A 17,492-nucleotide genomic window follows, 5' to 3' on the forward strand; every position below is an offset into this window, starting at 1 on the left:
ACAGCAGCGCACCGAATAATGAAAATTGGCTGATCCCCGCGGTCGACCGCAGCAGTCTGCCAAAAACGACCTGCCGGCATTGCCAGATTCTCGGTTGTCACATTTCAAAATAAGGCAGAATGATCTTATCGTACAGGGCAGGGATGATCCGGTGAGCAAGCTGTCGTTGCGGCAGGTGATGATTCTGGGGGTCGGTCTCGGCATTTTCTTGCCGGTGCTTTTCCTCGCCCCATGGCTGGTTCATAACCGCTACCATCAAGAACTCGAACTGCGTATTCATGCGCCGTTGGCTCAGTATGCCGACATGCTCTCGCATGCGATGAGTGGCCCGTTGTGGAATGTCGATGCTCCTTCTGCACTACCGCTGGTCAATGCCATTCTGAGTAATCAGGATGTGGTCAGCATTTCGGTAGATGACCAGGCACTTGGTTATTTCGTTCATAGCGAACATCCGGAAAGGCGGAGTGGCGGAAGTGTGCAGGCCAAGCGCGATGTGATGCACAACGACAAAGTAATCGGCCAGGTGAGAATCGAATTGACCACCAGTCGAATCGAAGCGCAATTGCTGGAGGATGCGCTGCGTTTTGCTTTCGCCGTATTTGCCCAGATTGCCTTTTCCTTTGTCTTTATTCTCCTGTTGTTCGAGCACCGAATGATGGCGCCGCTGCGTGAGTTGCTCCGAGGGGCTGCACGCCTGGCGCGTGGCGAACTTGATCAGCCGGTTGTCTGGCAGCGCCCCGATGAACTCGGGGTGCTGGCCAAGGGGCTGGACGATATGCGGGAAAAACTGGGTGGTCTTTTTTCCGAGCGCCAGATACAGAACCTTGCGCTGCAAAGAGAATTGGCAGAGCGACAGCGGGTGGAAGATGAACTGCGGGTCAGCCAGGCCAAATTTGCTGTTATTTTCCAGTCCTCGCCGGTGCCTATCCTGGTTGCCAGAGCATCTGATGACTATACCAAGGTGGATGTGAACGATGCCTGGCTCAGGCAGTTTCACTGGCAGCGCGACGATGCCGGGGTGCAGGCCGCCCAGTGGCGGGCCTTGTGGCAGGAGCCGGATGAGCGCCAGGCGGTCATGGTGCAAATCGAGCAGCACAACGAGGTGCACGATCACGAAGCCATGTTGCGCCGAGCCGATGAGGATGATTATCGGCTGTGCTCGATCTCTGGCCGGAAAATCGAGATCGTTGACGATGTGCTTCTGATTCTGGCCGTTGAGGACATCACAGAAAAACGTCGCAACGAGCTTGAGGTACGCATGCTGAACGCGCGCCTTGAGGACCGGGTAGCCGAACGGACGCAGGCTTTGCAGAAAGCCAACGATGAACTGAGTGAAACATTGCAGACCTTGCAGCGGGCTCAGGGCGAGTTGCTGCGCTCCGAAAAGCTGGCGGCGCTTGGGTCGTTGGTGGCCGGTGTGGCGCATGAGTTGAATACGCCGATCGGCATCGGCGTCACCGTGGCCAGTACACTGCAGGAAGATAGTCTTGCCTTTGCCCGTGCGGCAAACGAAGGCTTGAGCCGTTCAAGGCTGAATCAGTTTGTCGACAAGACGCGCACGGCGAGCGATTTGCTGATGCGCAGCCTGGGACGTGCGGCTGAGCTGATCAGCAGTTTCAAGCAGGTTGCCGTTGACCAGACCAGCGCCCAGCGCCGGGTTTTCAAGCTGGCTGAGCTGGTCCACGAAATCGTGCTGACGCTCGGGCCGAGCATTCGCAAGACCCCGTTTACCGTGAGCAGCGATATTCCAGCCGATATCGTGCTTGACAGTTTTCCCGGACATCTCGGGCAAGTGCTGATCAACTTGGTCAACAATGCCCTGGTGCACGCTTTTGAAGGTCAAGGTGAGGGACATGTCCTGATTGCGGCACAAGCAATCGACGCGGAACATATCCGGATTACGGTGAGCGATGATGGCAAGGGAATCGCCGAGCAGGACCTGCCGCGAATTTTCGATCCATTTTTTACTACCCGGCTTGGTCAGGGCGGCAGTGGATTGGGGCTGAACATTGTCCATAATCTGGTCAGCGGACCTTTGCGCGGCAGCATTTCAGTGAGCAGTATCCCCACCGTTGGAACCACATTCACCCTGCAGTTGCAGCGTATCGGGCAGGAAACGAGCGATTGCAGCCTGTAGACCGCAGCAAGGCCCGGCTCTGGCTTACTGGGGCGAGTCTGGCAGGTCGTTGAGCATCTGGCGGGCGTAGTCTGCGCCAATATGTCGGTTGTAGATGCGGAGCAGCGTTCCGTCGCTGCGCATTTTACGCAGTGTCGCATTCAGTAGCTGGAAGGTCTGGGGTGAGATCTGGCTGCGGGACAGTACCAGTCCATGGACCAATTGTTCGTTGGGGACCCAGTCCAGGGTGACCACCTTGTCTTCAAGCGCATAGCGTTTGAGCAAGGGGACAAAGGCGGTGGGCAGGGAAAGCATGGCGTCGATGCGCTGGTGCCGGAAAAGACGGTACACATCATCGATGTCGGCAATTTCCTGGACCCGTCCCATGGCTCGCAGGCGATCCAGCCAGGCATCATAGGTCGGGCCGTGCCTGAATCCCTTGACGACCCCGATCCTGAGTGCAGGATCGTTCAGGAATGCATTCAAATCGACGATTCCTGCTGCTTGTTCGCGATGCAGGATGAGGCGGTTGCGTGCCGTGAAATAAGGAATGAACTGGGCGAATTTGAGCCGTTCCGGGCTGGCGATACCGGACACGGTGGCATCAAGCTTGCCGGTTTCAAGCTGGGTCCAGATGCGGACCCGTGATTCAAGACGGGTGTCGAAGGCGCACCCGCTGCGTTTGGCCAGTTCATCGACGACATCTTTGTCGATGCCTGTGTGCTCACCATTGGGCGTCCGTTGATAGAGCGCACCCAGCTCGTAGTAGGCAAGGCTGATGTTTTTGCCGCAGGGCGCGCCTGTAGCTGCGGTCGACACCAGCGAGCAGGCCAAAACGAAGGGGATGAATCCGGACGGGCGGAGTGCCATGGTGTCCTGCTCTGGGTTGGATCTGGGTTTGTTCTGGGGAAATGCTTGCCGACTAGCCACGCAGCGGTGTTGTTCGATTGTTGGACGATCGCAGGTAAAATGTCAAATTAATCAAAAATTCACCAGTCTTCTCGGATTTGACGACGAGTCAGCCCTGGTTTCTGTCAATTCTTGCTGGAATTTCCCCATGCTACAAAAGCTCTCCTCGTTCGCCGGTGTTCAAGGTCCAGTCGTGACTATCGTGATGGATGGTTACGGCATCCCGAAATCTGAAGTCGGTAGTGCCATCGCCGCGGCACGCAAGCCGGTGCTCGATCGCCTGTTCGCCACCTGCCCGAATATCAGCTTGCGGGCACACGGCACCGCCGTCGGCATGCCGTCCGATGATGACATGGGGAATTCCGAAGTCGGCCACAACGCGATCGGCGCCGGTCAGGTGTACAGCCAGGGGGCGGCACTGGTTGCCGGGGCGATTGCTTCCGGTGCCATCTGGCAGGGTGAGGCGTGGCAACAGATCATCGCCGGTGCCAAGGCTGGGCGTGGCGTGGTCCATATGATCGGCCTGTTTTCGGATGGCAACGTACACAGCCATATCGACCACCTCAAGGCGATGGTCGTGCAAGCCCGGGCCGAAGGTGTGCGTACGGTTCGTATCCATGCCCTGCTTGATGGGCGCGATGTGCCGGAAACCAGTGCGCTGGACTACGTCGTTCCCTTCGAAAGTTTCCTGGCCGGCCTGAATGGCGCCGATTTCGATGCGCGCATTGCTTCTGGCGGCGGACGTCAGCACATCACGATGGATCGTTACGATGCCAATTGGGCGATGGTCGAGGCTGGCTGGAAAACGCATGTGCTGGGCGAGGGCCAGCAGTTCACCAACGCGCTTGCTGCGGTCAACGGCCTGCGCGAGCAAAATCCGGGCACGATCGACCAGGATCTGCCGGCCTTTGTCATCGGTGAAAATGGCCAGCCAATCGGTCGTGTCGAAGATGGTGATTCGGTGGTTTTCTTCAATTTCCGCGGCGACCGCGCGATTGAAATCACCCGCGCCTTCGAAGAAGCTGCCTTCGATAAATTCGACCGTGTCCGCTGGCCCAAGGTGACCTATGCCGGCATGCTGCAATATGACGGTGACCTGAAGTTGCCGGCTCGCTTCCTGGTTGCGCCGCCAGCGATCAAGGACACCACTGGCGAGTGGTTCGCCAAATCCGGAATCAGCCAGTTCGCCTGCTCTGAAACGCAGAAATTCGGCCATGTGACTTATTTCTGGAACGGCAATCGCTCCGGCAAATTCGACGGCGAAACCTGGCTGGAAGTGCCGAGCGACGTGGTGCCCTTTGAACAGCGTCCGTGGATGAAGGCCGCTGAAATTGCCGATGCCATGGTGGCGGCGATCCAGTCCGGTCAGTACCGGACCCTGCGGTGCAATTTCGCCAATGGCGACATGGTTGGGCATACCGGAAATTTCCGCGCGGCCACCATGGCGGTCGAGGCGGTCGACCTGGCGCTCGGGCGTGTTTTGCAAGCACTTGAAGCGGCCGGGGGCGTCGCGTTGATTACGGCTGACCACGGCAATGCCGACGAAATGTACGAACTCGACAAAAAGACCAAGCAGCCGGCGCAGAATCCCGATGGCTCCTTCCAGGCCAAGACCGCGCACACCCTGAACCCCGTGCCGCTCATCCTGGCTGACTATGCCACGGGCGGCAAGCTGGGCCTTAAGCCGGTGGACAAGGCCGGTTTGTCGAATATTGCGGCAACGGTAGCCAACCTGCTGGGGCTTGAAAAGCATGCCGCATGGGATGAAAGCTTGCTCGACGTGCGCTGATTCAGGTTTTTGCAGCAATCAGGGGCGTGTGGCCGAGCGGCGCACGCCCTTTTTGTTTTTGCATCTGCAAAAAAACCTTTTTCAGGTTGAATTGGCCATGCTTTAGGGTGACAATTCCGCCCTTCGCCTGTCTGTGGTGTTTTTGCCGCGCTTTCAGGTCCTTTTTGGGTGGATAAAGCATGAAAAAGCAGATTTCCGGTTTGATGCTGGCCTTCGCTGCCAGCGCCCTGTTGGTCGGTTGCGGCAAGAAAGAAGAGGCCGCCCCGGCCGCCATTCCGGCGCCGCCGGCACTGAGCAAGATTGTGGTCGGCCTGGATGACAACTTCCCGCCGATGGGCTTCCGTGACGAAAAAAATGCCTTGATCGGTTTCGATATCGATCTGGCTCGTGAAGCGGCCAAGCGCCTTGGCGCCGAAGTTGAGTTCAAGCCGATCGACTGGAATGCCAAGGAAGCCGAGTTGGGCGGCAAGCGCGTCGATGTGCTGTGGAATGGTTTGACGATCACCGACAAGCGCAAGGAACAGATCGCCTTCACCGCGCCTTATCTGGAAAATCGCCAGATCATCGTCGTCGTGGCCAATTCGCCGATCAAGACCAAGGCTGACCTGGCCGGCAAGATTGTCGGCGTCCAGGAAGGCAGCAGTGCGGTCGAAGCCATCGAGAAGGATGCCGCCGGTAAAACCGTCAAGGAACTGAAGAAATTCGGCGACAACGTTACGGCGTTGATGGATCTGACGGCGGGTCGCCTCGAAGCGCTGGTCGTCGATGAAGTCGTCGGTCGCTATTACACCGCCAAGAAGCCGGGTGATTATCTGGTGCTGGACGACCATTTTGGTACCGAAGAATACGGTGTCGGTGTTCGCAAGGATGATGCCGACTTGCTCGCCAAGCTGCAAAAAGCCATGAACGAGATGAAGCAGGACGGTTCTGCCGCCCGTATCTCGACGCAGTGGTTCGGCAAGAACATCGTCAAGTAATTTTTCACCCGCCGTACGCAGGGTTTTTTCGGGGTGGCCGTCGGCTGCCCCGATGACAAGGCCGGTCCATGGACTACATCATTCAAATTCTCGGCCCCCTGCTCCAGGGGACGGTAGTGACCCTCCAGGTCTTCTTCGCGACCCTGGTGCTCGCCGTTCCGCTCGGTCTGGGGCTGGCCCTGATCCGTCTGTCGCACTGGCGCATGGCCAGCGGCCTGGTCAGCGGTTACATCTGGCTGATGCGCGGCACGCCGCTGATGCTGCAGATGTTGTTCATCTACTTCGCCTTGCCTTTCGTGCCTTATGTCGGCATTCGTCTGCCTGACTTTCCGGCTGCGATTGTTGCCTTCGTGCTGAACTACGCGGCTTATTTCGCGGAAATCTTCCGTGCCGGCATCCAGTCGATCGGTCGCGGCCAGTATGAGGCCGGGCAAGTGCTCGGGCTGACCTACTGGCAGACGATGCGGCGCATCATCCTGCCGCAGATGGTCAAGCGCATCCTGCCGCCGATGAGCAACGAGACCATCACGCTGGTCAAGGATACGTCGCTGATTTACGTGTTGGCCATGAATGATCTGCTGCGTGCGGCGCGCGGTATTGTCCAGCGCGATTTCACGACCATGCCTTTCGTCGTCGCCGCTGCTTTTTATCTGGTCATGACGCTGATCCTGACCTGGGGCTTCATGCGCCTGGAGAAAAAATATGCCGTCTATGACGACTGAGCCGATGATTTCGGCGCTTGATATCCACAAGCAGTTTGCGGGTGTCGAGGTGCTCAAGGGCGTTTCGCTGGAGTTGGGGAAGGGCGAAGTCGTTGCCGTGATCGGCCCGTCCGGTTCGGGGAAAAGCACTTTCCTGCGCTGCATGAACCAACTTGAGACGATTGATCGCGGTCAACTGGTCATCGAAGGCGAAATGCTGGCCAGTACGGATGCGCAAGGGCTTTGCCGCTATGTTCCGGAAGCCGAGGCGCGACGCATCTGTCGCAAAATGGGCATGGTTTTCCAGCAGTTCAACCTTTTTCCGCATCTGACCGTGTTGCAGAACATCATCGAAGCACCACTGACCGTCAAGGGCATGCCCCGCGATGCGGCCGTTCCGTTGGCCGAGGCGCTGCTGCGCAAGGTTGGTTTGCTCGACAAGCGCGACAGTTATCCCTCGCGCCTTTCCGGTGGCCAGAAGCAGCGTGTGGCGATTGCCCGTGCGCTGGCGATGGAGCCGGACATCATGTTGTTCGACGAACCGACTTCGGCACTGGATCCGGAGTTGACCGGGGAAGTGCTGCGTACGATCCGGCAACTGGCCGATGAGCACATGACGATGCTGGTAGTGACGCACGAAATGGCTTTCGCCCGCGATGTGTCGAGCCGGGTGATCTTCATGGATGGTGGCCATATCGTCGAGCAGGGGCCGCCCGGTGAGTTTTTTGCCAATCCACAGCAGGCACGGACCCGCGCTTTTCTCAATCACCTCGGCTGAGATTTCTGTCGCAGCTTGGTCTGCCAACACTTCGGTTTTTTCGAAAATTTGGTGATATTAATCAGACTGTAACGATGTGTGTCTACATGACTACAATCGCCATCTTCAAATGTTTTCAGGACTGATCCCATGTTCGAACTCCTGCTCTCGCCCGAAATCTGGATAGCTTTTTTGACGTTGACCGCACTGGAGCTGGTGCTCGGCATCGACAACATCATTTTCATTTCCATCCTGGTCGACAAGTTGCCCAAGGCGCAGCAGGAAACGGCTCGACGTATCGGTCTGTTCCTGGCGATGTTCATGCGTATCGCATTGCTGCTGGTGCTGTCGTGGATTGTCGGCCTGACCGAGCCGGTGCTTACCTTGTTCGGTACCGGTTTTTCCGGGCGCGACCTGATTCTGGTCGGCGGCGGTCTGTTCCTGATCTGGAAGAGTACCGGCGAAGTGCACCAGTTGCTGGAGGGTGAGGAGGGCAGCGAGTCGCACAAGGTGGCTTCGAGTTTTGCCGGCGTGATTGCCCAGATCATGGTCATCGACCTGGTCTTCTCACTTGATTCGATCATCACTGCCGTCGGCATGGTCAGCCAGGTGGGGGTGATGATTGCCGCCGTGGTCGCATCGGTCGGCTTGATGATGCTTTTTGCCCGCTCGATTGGCGAATTCGTCTCGAATCACCCGACCATCAAGATGCTGGCTCTTTCCTTCCTGGTGGTTGTGGGCGTCGTGCTGATTGCCGATGGTTTCGGGCACCACGTACCGAAGGGTTACATCTATTTCGCGATGGCTTTCTCGGTGGGTGTCGAGATGTTGAATATCCGGATGCGCAAGAAAACCGTTGCTCCGGTTGATTTGCGCGAACCTTACGCCCGCCAGACGGGCGAGCACTGAGCCAGCAACGGCCGGCAGCCTAGTCGCGGCCGGCCCAGTGCCGACGATAGTGGACCGGTGCCATCCCGGTCCACTCGACAAAAGCACGATAAAACGCCGAGGTGTCGGCATAACCCAGATCGGCGGCAACCTGGGCAATCGAATCGCGGGTCTTGGTCAGGCGGGCCAGTGCCATGTCGCGGCGCAACGCATCCTTGATGCCTCGGAAACTGGAACCTTCTTCGTCCAGTCGGCGGTGAATGGTGCGTGGCGATAGATGCAGGCGATCCGCAATATTTTCCAGACTCAGCGTGTCGGGTAGCGCGGCACGCAACAGGTCGCGAACGCGAATGACCATTTCACGGTCGCGGCGGTACAGCGTCGTGATTTTGCCCGGTGCGCCGTTGAGAAAGGTGGTCAGTGCCGCTTCATCCCGCCGCACCGGCAGGTCGAGAAGATTGGCATTGAAGCTGGCGACCAGCGTGCCGTTGCCGCCCGGAAGCGTCGGTGCAAAGCGGGAGTCTTCGGTGAAGATGAGTGCGTAGTCGGCAAAGTGGGCCGGCTTGCGGTAGGGAAATATCACGCTGTCGAGACCGATGCCGCGTCCGGCCAGCCAGCAGGAAAGACCGTGCAGCAAACGCAGCAGCCATTCGAAAGCAAAGATGCGACCTGCATTTTCAGGATTGTCGGAAAGCCTTCGGGTTTCGCTGATGACCAACTCGGCACGTCCCTGGGTGCGGCGTACGCTGACCGCCAGATCGGGCAGCACGATATGCAGGAAGCGACAGGCCCGGGTCAGCGCTTCGGCCAGGGTTGGTGCGCTGAGGCAGGCCCGGCAAAGAAACTCGAAGCTGCCGAGGCGCATGGGCTGGGCAAAGAGTCCGAAGCCTTCGTCGTCCAGTTCCTGGTTCAGTCGGTTGTAAAGTGCCGCATAACGATCGACCGGAATGCGACTGGCGGTGTCTGCAATATCAATCTCCAGTGCAGCCAGTAGCGGCGCCGGGTTGATGTCATGACGAGCCAGCCCGGCCAGCATCCCGGTAACAAACCCCATCGCAACAGTGGTTTGCGTGCGGGTGTTTGAATTTTGATTGGTGCGATGCAGCATTTTGCTTATTTTCGGTAGTCGACCGCAGTACTGTATCACCTTGGCGGAATTTGCATGATTGTCGTCGTTCGCCACAATGGCCGAATGGTTAAAGGGGCATAAGATAGGCGCCTTTCCATCTTCCCGATGAGGCTGTTGTCATGACCGATCTTTCCGTCGCCAAGAAATTGTCCCCGTACAAGCCCAAGAACAAGGTCCGCTTTGTGACGGCCGCCTCGCTGTTCGACGGCCATGACGCCTCGATCAACATCATGCGCCGGATCCTGCAGTCGACCGGTTCGGAAGTGATCCACCTCGGTCACAACCGCTCGGTGCAGGAGATCGTCAATGCCGCATTGCAGGAAGACGCCCAGGGCATCTGCATCACTTCCTACCAGGGCGGTCACGTCGAGTTCTTCAAGTACATGATCGACCTGCTCAAGGCCAATGGTGGCGAGAACATCAAGGTCTTCGGCGGCGGTGGCGGCGTGATCGTTCCTTCGGAAATCAAGGAACTGCATGCTTACGGCGTGACCCGCATTTATGCCCCGGAAGATGGCGTGCATATGGGCCTGCAGGGCATGATCAATGAAGTTGTCCAGAATGCCGACTACGATGTCGCTGCTGACGGCGTGCCGAGTGTCGAGCAGGTGCTGGCCGGATTGAAGGCTGGCGACAAGCGTTTGCTGTCGCGTGTCATCACGTTGCTTGAAAATGGCGTTGCGCCCGCACTCAAGGAGCCGATTCTCAAGGCCGCGGCCGAACTGAACGTGCCGGTGCTCGGTATTACCGGTACCGGCGGTGCCGGCAAGTCGTCGCTGACCGACGAACTGGTCCGCCGCTTCCGCCTCGATCAGGACGACAGCGTCAAGATCGGCCTTGTTTCGATCGACCCGTCGCGCAAGCGGACCGGTGGCGCCTTGCTCGGCGACCGCATCCGGATGAACGCCATCGAGCATCCGAACATTTTTATGCGCTCGCTGGCGACGCGCGATACCGGCAGCGAAATTTCCGCTGCCTTGCCGGAAGTCATCGCTGCCTGCAAGCTGGCCGGCTTCGATCTGGTGATCGTTGAAACTTCCGGCATCGGTCAGGGCAATGCGGCGATTGTGCCGTTTGTCGATCTGTCGTTGTATGTCATGACGCCGGAGTTTGGCGCTGCTTCGCAGCTGGAAAAGATCGACATGCTCGACTTCGCCGATTTCGTCGCAATCAACAAGTTCGACCGCAAGGGCGCCGAAGATGCGCTGCGCGATGTGCGCAAGCAATACCAGCGTAACCGTGAGTTATTCACCCAGCCGACCGACGACATGCCGGTCTACGGCACGATGGCCGCCCGTTTTAACGACGATGGCGTCACCGCGCTGTATCAGGCACTGGTTCCGCAGTTGCTCGAAAAAGGCCTTAAGCTGAAGGAAGGCCAGCTGCCGCTGGTCACCGTCAAGCAGTCGTCCAGCCAGCGCGCCATCGTGCCGGCGGCCCGTGTCCGTTACCTGGCTGAAATTGCCGATGCCGTGCGCGGTTACCATGCCCATACCGATGCCCAGGTGCAGATTGCCCGCGAGCGCCAGTCGCTGCGTGTTTCGTCGGCCATTTTCAAGGGGTGCGACAAGTCGACCGCGGATTTCGATGAACTGATCGCCTGGAAGGATGGCGAGCAGGATCCGAAGGCCAAGAAGCTGCTCGACATGTGGCCGGATACCGTTGCCGCTTACTCGGGCGACGAATACGTCGTCAAGATTCGTGACAAGGAAATCCGTACCAAGCTGGTTTCCCAGTCGCTGTCCGGCACCAAGATCCGCAAGGTCATCCTGCCCAAGTTCGGCGACGATGGCGAAACCCTGCGTTTCCTGATGCGCGAGAATGTGCCCGGTTCTTTCCCCTACACCGCCGGCGTGTTTGCCTTCAAGCGCGAAGGTGAAGACCCGACCCGCATGTTCGCCGGCGAAGGCGACGCTTTCCGCACCAACCGCCGCTTCAAGCGCGTTTCCGAAGGCATGCCGGCGCATCGTCTTTCCACCGCTTTCGACTCGGTCACGCTGTACGGCTGCGACCCTGACGAGCGTCCGGACATCTACGGCAAGATCGGCAACTCTGGCGTGTCGATTGCCACGCTCGACGACCTCAAGGTGCTTTACGACGGCTTCGATCTGCTCGCCCCGACCACCTCGGTGTCGATGACGATCAACGGCCCGGCGCCGATCATCCTCGCCTGTTTCTTCAACACCGCGATCGACCAGCAACTGGCCAAGTTCGAGAAAGACAACGGTCGTCGTCCGACCGAAGACGAAGCTGAAAAGATTCGTGAATGGGCGCTGGCAACCGTGCGCGGCACCGTGCAGGCCGACATCCTGAAGGAAGATCAAGGCCAGAACACCTGCATCTTCTCGACCGAATTCGCGCTCAAGATGATGGGCGACATTCAGGAATTCTTCGTCCATAACCAGGTGCAGAACTTCTACTCGGTGTCGATCTCCGGCTATCACATCGCCGAAGCCGGGGCCAACCCGATCAGCCAGCTTGCCTTCACGCTGTCCAACGGCTTCACCTACGTTGAGAGCTACCTGGCGCGCGGCATGAAGATCGACGATTTCGCGCCCAATTTGTCCTTCTTCTTCTCCAACGGCATGGACCCGGAATACTCGGTGATTGGCCGCGTCGCCCGCCGCATCTGGGCCGTGGCGATGAAGAACAAGTACGGTGCCAACGAGCGTAGCCAGAAACTGAAGTACCACATCCAGACTTCTGGCCGTTCGCTGCACGCCCAGGAAATGGACTTCAACGACATCCGCACGACGCTGCAGGCGCTGATCGCCATCTACGACAACTGCAACTCGCTGCACACCAACGCCTACGACGAAGCGATCACCACGCCGACCGAGGAATCCGTGCGTCGCGCCATGGCCATCCAATTGATCATCAACCGCGAGTGGGGCGTCGCCAAGAACGAGAACCCGAACCAGGGCGCCTTCGTCATCGACGAACTGACCGATCTGGTCGAGGAAGCCGTGCTCAAGGAATTCGAAGCCATCGCCTCGCGCGGCGGCGTGCTTGGTGCCATGGAAACCGGCTACCAGCGCGGCAAGATCCAGGAAGAGTCGATGTACTACGAGCACATGAAGCACGACGGCTCGTACCCGATCATCGGCGTCAATACCTTCCTGAATCCGAAAGGCATGGCCCAGCAGGAAATCGAGCTGGCCCGTTCGAGCGAGGAAGAAAAGCAGTCGCAGATCAAGCGCCTGCGTGACTTCCAAGCCCGCAATGCCGGCCAGGCGCCGGCCATGCTGGCCAAGTTGAAGCAGACTGTCATCGAGGACGGCAACGTTTTCGCGGTGCTGGTCGATGCCGTCAAATATTGCTCGCTGGGTCAGATCAGTTCGGCCTTGTACGAAGTGGGCGGGCAGTACCGGCGCAGTATGTAATTGAAGGCCGGAGGAGAGCAGAAAAGAACGGCGGGGCTATGTACCCCGCCTTTTTCATGCCCGGAAATCTCAGGATGATGGTATTTTTGTTCTTTCGCCAACCGAGGAAAAAGTCATGAACGAGCACGATGAACTGGCTTGCAGCCTGCAACACAACCGGGTCAGCCGTCGTCAGGTGCTATGGCTGCTTGGCGCCGGGAGCATTGGCCTGACCAGTCTTTCCGGATGCGCCACTTCGCCGGTTGGGGGCGGCTCCATTCTGGTCGGCATGAGTGAGGAAGAGGAAAAGCGCGTTGATGCGCAAGTCTCTCCGCAGCAGTTTTCACAGGACCTCGGGCCGATTCAGGATGCTGCGGTCAACCGCTATGTCAGTGAAATCGGCCAGCGCCTCGATGCCAATACGCATCGTCCCCAAATGCCGTACTCCTACCGCGTACTCAACGCCAATTACGTTAACGCCTACACCTTTCCCGGTGGGGCCATGGGCGTGACGCGCGGCATTCTCGTCGATCTCGATAACGAGGCAGAACTGGCGGCCTTGCTCGGTCACGAGCTGGGTCATGTCAATGCACGGCATGCCGCACAACGCCAGGGGCAGGCCAAGGTCGCCCAGGTGGCGGTGGCTGGCGCCAGCCTGGTCGGATCAGCGACCGAATGGGGTGGGCTGATTTCGATGGGCAGCCAGTTCGGCGCCAGTGTGCTGTTGTCCAGCTATTCGCGTGACAACGAGCGCGAAGCCGATGCGCTGGGGCAGGAATACATGGTGCGCGCTGGATATCCAGCAACGGGCATGGTCGGTCTGCACCAGTTGCTGGTCGATCAGGAAAAAAGTTCGCCGAGCATGCTGCAGACGATGTTCTCGACCCATCCGATGAGCCGCGAGCGACGTGATACCGCCGTCCAGCTGGCTGAAAACCGTTATGCGGCAAGCCGCAATGCGCCGCCCGGACGCGAACGGTTCATGGACAATACGGCCAGCCTGCGGCGTATCAAGCCGACCATCGATGCCTGCCAGAACGGCGAGTCGGCGATGGGCGGCAAGCAATACGGCAAGGCCGAGGAGCAATTTCGTTCGGCGTTGAAGCAAACGCCGCGCGACTATGCCGCGAATGTGCGCATGGCCCAGTGTCTTCAGGCCCAGGATAAAAACCGTGATGCACTGGGCTACGCCGAGGCAGCGAAGAAAATTTACCCGCAGGAAGCGCAGTCGCACAAGCTGGCGGGTGTTCTTTCGCTCGGTTTGCGTGATCCGGGAGCGGCTTACAACCATCTCGACCAATACGACCGATTGATGCCGGGCGATGCTGGCGTGACCTTCCTCAAGGGCGTTTCGCTCGAAGGCATGGGCAACAAGCAGGAGGCCGCCCGTCACTATTCGACCTACTTGCGCCAGACCCGCCAGGGCAAGGCGGCGGAGTATGCCCAGAGCCGTTTGCAGGGCTGGGGTTACCTCCGGTAATCGATTCCGGGCAAGGCGTGGATTTTGCTGGATTTTCGCAGTCGACCGCGAAAATCGGCAGAAATTGCTATTTTCATCATTTCTGTTGCGCTGGATTGGGCATACAATCCATAACGACTATGACTAAAGTAATGTCGCGGGGAAAAGGTGCAACTGACTGCTGACGAGAAGACTGTACCGCGCATCCATTTACTGGGAACGCTGTTGGTCGTTCTGGTATTGACGCTGGGTCTGGGTGCTTTCTTTTCGTGGCAGCATCTGGCGGAGCAGCGTGCTTCCTTTGCGCGCATCGAGCAGGTGGCTCGTGAGCAGATGGCCGCCCGGCTGAATGCCGAAATGGCCAGCGCAGCCAGTTTCATCGACTTTACCCGTTCGCGCACTGAAGACGTGCTGCGCAAAAGCCTCGTCGAGCAGGTGGATACGGCGATGCAGATCGTCGAGGCAATTCATGCCAAGGAATCAAAACGACTACCCGCCGCGGAGGTCAAGCGCCTGATCGTCGAAGCCCTGCGTCCGGTACGGTTTTACGATGGACGCGGTTATTACTTCATCGATGACATGAATGGCCAGTTCATCCTGTTGCCGACGGCGCCGCAACTCGAAGGCAAGACCAATCTCGACAACCGGGACGATACCGGTCACTACATCATGCGTGGCTTGATCGAGGCCGCTGGCAAGCCTCGCGGCGAGGGATTCTCGCGCTACCGCTGGTACATGCCGGACAATCCGAAGCAAATGGCCGACAAGCTGGCTTATGTCCGCTATTTCGAGCCTTACGGCTGGCTGATCGGGACGGGGGATTACACCTACAAATGGGAAGCGCTTCAGCAGAAAGAAGCGATCGCCCGTCTCCGAGCCCTGCGTTTCGGCAATAGTGGCTATCTTGGTTTGATGGACAAATCGGGGCGCAGCCTGCTCGCGCCGGCCGATGTCCGGCTGGAGGGCTTGCACTTCAATGATATGCCGCCACTGGAGCGTGAAGGTCTGGCGAAAATATTCGATCAGGCCAGGAACGGCGGTGGCTTGGTCAGCTATGAATGGATGCGCCCCGGGACCGGGAGCGTCTCGACCAAAACTGCGTTGGTCAAAACGGTCGAACCCTGGGGCTGGATTCTTGTTGCAACCATGTTCAACGATGAATTGCAGGCGGTGATCGGCTCCGAAAACGAGCAGTACGAGGCCGGTAGTACCCGGCGCTTGCTGAAACTGATTCTGGTGACCCTGGGGGCGCTGGCCCTCGGTCTGCTCGGTTCGTTTTTTTTCTCGCGCTGGTCCAATCGGCTATTCCAGAGCTATCACCAGCAAAACCGTTTGCAGGAAAATGCCTTGCGGCGCCAGGCTGAAGAACTGAGGGTCTTGTCACGCGCCGTCGAGCAGAGTCCGGCGTCGATTGTGATCGCCGACACGAGTGGTCGGATCAAGTATGTGAATCCGAAGTTCGAGCAGGTTACTGGCTACCAGAGCGCGGAGGTGATTGGCCAGAATTCGCGGATTCTCAGTTCCGGAGAAAAATCGGCGGAAGAATACCGGCATCTGTGGGAAACGATCAGTGCCGGAAAAACCTGGCATGGCGTGTTTCATAATCGGCGCAAGGACGGCTCTTTATTCTGGGAGCAGGCTTCGATTTCACCCATCCTCGATGCTTCCGGCACCTTGCTCGAGTTCCTGGCCGTGAAGGAGGACATCACGGAGCGCAAGCTGGCGGAAGATACCTTGCGTGAAAACGAGTACCGCCAGGGTGTCATTCTCGATAGCGTCGAAGCCTATATCTATATCAAGGGGCTGGATTATCGCTACCAGTATGCCAATCGCCCGGTGCGCGAACTGTTTGGCCGACCGCTCGAAGAGATCGTCGGGCAGGAGGATGCCGCATTCTTCGATGCCGCGACGGCTGAGAATATCCGGCTGAATGATCGTCGTGTGCTTGAAGAGGGTCAGCGCGTCGTTGAGGAAGAGGTCAATACGACGGTTGATGGCAAGGTGAGCAGCGCCTTTCTTTCGATCAAGATCCCGCTACGCGAGAAGGACGGGCAAATTTATGCCCTGTGCGGTATTTCGACCGATATTTCAACGCGCAAGCAGGCCGAGGCCGAGCTGGAACACTATCGCCAGCATCTGGAACTGCTGGTTCAGTCGCGAACGGCTGAACTGGCTGAGGCCAAGGATGCGGCCGAGGCGGCCAGCCGCGCAAAGAGCACCTTCCTGGCGAACATGAGCCATGAAATCCGGACGCCGATGAATGCGATCATCGGCTTGGCCCATTTGCTGAAAAAAGACATCACGGATCCGAAATCGAGCGGGCAATTGCTGAAAATCAGCGATTCGGCACGCCACCTGCTCAATGTGATCAACGATATCCTGGACCTGTCGAAGATCGAAGCCGGCCGGCTGGCGCTGGAGTCACGTGAATTTGTGCCGGCCGAAGTGCTTGACCAGTCGATCAGCATTCTTGAGGAGCGAGCGCACGCCAAGGGGCTGGTCTTGAAAAGCCTGATAGCCGACGGTGTTCCCTCCTTGCTGCGTGGCGACTCGGTTCGGCTGGGTCAGGCGCTGCTCAATTTCATCGGCAACGCCATCAAGTTCTCCGAGCATGGCGTGATTACCGTTGCCATGAGCGCCACACCACTTGAGGCTGGCCAGGTTTTGCTGCGTCTCGAAGTCCGCGATCAGGGTATCGGCATGAGTGCGGAGCAGCAGGCGCGCCTGTTCGAGGCTTTTGCCCAGGCAGACAATTCGACGACCCGCAAATATGGCGGAACGGGCCTGGGTTTGGCGATCAATCGCCATCTGGCCCAGATGATGGGCGGCGAAGTTGGTGTGGAAAGTGTCGTGGGGGCCGGAAGCACTTTCTGGCTGACCGCCTGTCTTGAAATCGTGCAGGATCAGGTGCCGCCGGTCGAAGCCGAGAAAACAAGCCTGCCGATTGAAGAGCAGATCGCTCAGCGTTTTGGCGGGGCGCGAATTCTGCTGGTCGAGGATGAACCGATCAATCAGGAGGTCGGTACCGAATTGTTGTCGATCGCCGGTCTGGTGGCCGAGGTCGCCGCCGATGGTGCCGAGGCGGTTGAGCGCGTCCGCCATGGCGACTATGCCTTGATCTTGATGGACATGCAGATGCCGGTGATGAACGGCATCGATGCCACCCGGGCGATACGCCAGATGCCGGACAAGGCCGGGCTGCCGATTCTGGCCATGACGGCCAACGCCTTTGATGAAGACCGGCTGGCTTGCCTGGCGGCCGGTATGAACGACCATATTGGCAAGCCGGTGGATCCGGATCGGCTGTATGCCGCTTTGCTGCACTGGCTTGAACAGGCCGCCAGGCACTGAGTTGCCGATTTGGGCCGCTGTCGCGGTCGACCGCAGCAGGGCGGCCAAAACCGG

Annotated in this window: 12 protein-coding genes; 9 read left to right on the plus strand and 3 right to left on the minus strand. The window is 58.6% G+C overall.

The features are described 5' to 3' along the window. Positions 1-151: 151 nt before the first annotated feature. Positions 152-2,137: an ATP-binding protein gene (locus GBK02_RS03415; RefSeq protein ID WP_203468370.1), complete on the plus strand. Its 1,986-nt coding sequence runs from the start codon at positions 152-154 to the stop codon at positions 2,135-2,137. Positions 2,138-2,161: 24 nt separating this feature from the next. Here the strand turns inward: GBK02_RS03415 and GBK02_RS03420 are convergent, their stop codons facing one another. Next, a complete protein-coding gene (locus GBK02_RS03420) occupies positions 2,162-2,986 on the minus strand; it encodes an ABC transporter substrate-binding protein (RefSeq protein ID WP_203468371.1) in 825 nt (274 codons plus the stop codon). 187 nt (positions 2,987-3,173) lie between these two features. Here GBK02_RS03420 and gpmI point away from each other — a divergent pair, with 187 nt between their 5' ends. Then, a complete protein-coding gene (gene gpmI, locus GBK02_RS03425; protein WP_203468372.1) occupies positions 3,174-4,814 on the plus strand; it encodes a 2,3-bisphosphoglycerate-independent phosphoglycerate mutase in 1,641 nt (546 codons plus the stop codon). A 1-nt stretch (position 4,815) separates the two neighbouring features. On the opposite strand, the gene GBK02_RS03430 is transcribed toward gpmI, so the two are convergent. Beyond that, the gene (locus GBK02_RS03430) at positions 4,816-4,995 is read right to left on the minus strand and encodes a hypothetical protein (RefSeq protein WP_203468373.1); all 180 of its coding nucleotides are present in this window, start codon (positions 4,993-4,995) and stop codon (positions 4,816-4,818) included. Here GBK02_RS03430 and GBK02_RS03435 point away from each other — a divergent pair. The 4 genes from GBK02_RS03435 to GBK02_RS03450 all read left to right on the plus strand — a co-directional run bounded on the left by GBK02_RS03435 (position 4,994) and on the right by GBK02_RS03450 (position 8,158). After that, on the plus strand, positions 4,994-5,791 hold the full coding sequence (locus GBK02_RS03435) for an amino acid ABC transporter substrate-binding protein (protein WP_203468374.1): 798 nt from the start codon (positions 4,994-4,996) through the stop codon (positions 5,789-5,791). The two genes, GBK02_RS03430 and GBK02_RS03435, sit on opposite strands and share 2 nt — an antisense overlap. 68 nt (positions 5,792-5,859) lie before the next feature. Next, a complete protein-coding gene (locus tag GBK02_RS03440; RefSeq protein ID WP_203468375.1) occupies positions 5,860-6,513 on the plus strand; it encodes an amino acid ABC transporter permease in 654 nt (217 codons plus the stop codon). A gap of 4 nt (positions 6,514-6,517) precedes the next feature. Further along, on the plus strand, positions 6,518-7,270 hold the full coding sequence (locus tag GBK02_RS03445; RefSeq protein ID WP_203469285.1) for an amino acid ABC transporter ATP-binding protein: 753 nt from the start codon (positions 6,518-6,520) through the stop codon (positions 7,268-7,270). Between the two features lie 129 nt (positions 7,271-7,399). Further along, positions 7,400-8,158, plus strand: coding sequence for a TerC family protein (locus tag GBK02_RS03450; RefSeq protein WP_203468376.1), 759 nt, complete (start codon positions 7,400-7,402; stop codon positions 8,156-8,158). Positions 8,159-8,177: 19 nt separating this feature from the next. Here the strand turns inward: GBK02_RS03450 and GBK02_RS03455 are convergent, their stop codons facing one another. Continuing rightward, positions 8,178-9,245 carry an AraC family transcriptional regulator gene (locus GBK02_RS03455; protein WP_203468377.1) on the minus strand — a complete coding sequence of 356 codons (1,068 nt, stop codon included), beginning with the start codon at positions 9,243-9,245 and terminating at the stop codon, positions 8,178-8,180. A 140-nt stretch (positions 9,246-9,385) separates the two neighbouring features. On the opposite strand from GBK02_RS03455, the gene icmF reads away from it, so the two are divergent. From icmF to GBK02_RS03470, 3 genes are all read left to right on the plus strand, one after another. Continuing rightward, positions 9,386-12,649, plus strand: coding sequence for a fused isobutyryl-CoA mutase/GTPase IcmF (icmF, locus tag GBK02_RS03460; protein ID WP_203468378.1), 3,264 nt, complete (start codon positions 9,386-9,388; stop codon positions 12,647-12,649). Between the two features lie 115 nt (positions 12,650-12,764). Beyond that, positions 12,765-14,108 (plus strand): M48 family metalloprotease, encoded by a 1,344-nt coding sequence (locus GBK02_RS03465; RefSeq protein WP_203468379.1) that lies wholly within the window; start codon positions 12,765-12,767, stop codon positions 14,106-14,108. A gap of 147 nt (positions 14,109-14,255) precedes the next feature. After that, positions 14,256-17,438 (plus strand): cache domain-containing protein, encoded by a 3,183-nt coding sequence (locus tag GBK02_RS03470; protein ID WP_203468380.1) that lies wholly within the window; start codon positions 14,256-14,258, stop codon positions 17,436-17,438. Positions 17,439-17,492 lie beyond the last annotated feature (54 nt).

Source organism: Dechloromonas sp. TW-R-39-2, assembly GCF_016864195.1.
Lineage (GTDB): Bacteria > Pseudomonadota > Gammaproteobacteria > Burkholderiales > Rhodocyclaceae > Azonexus.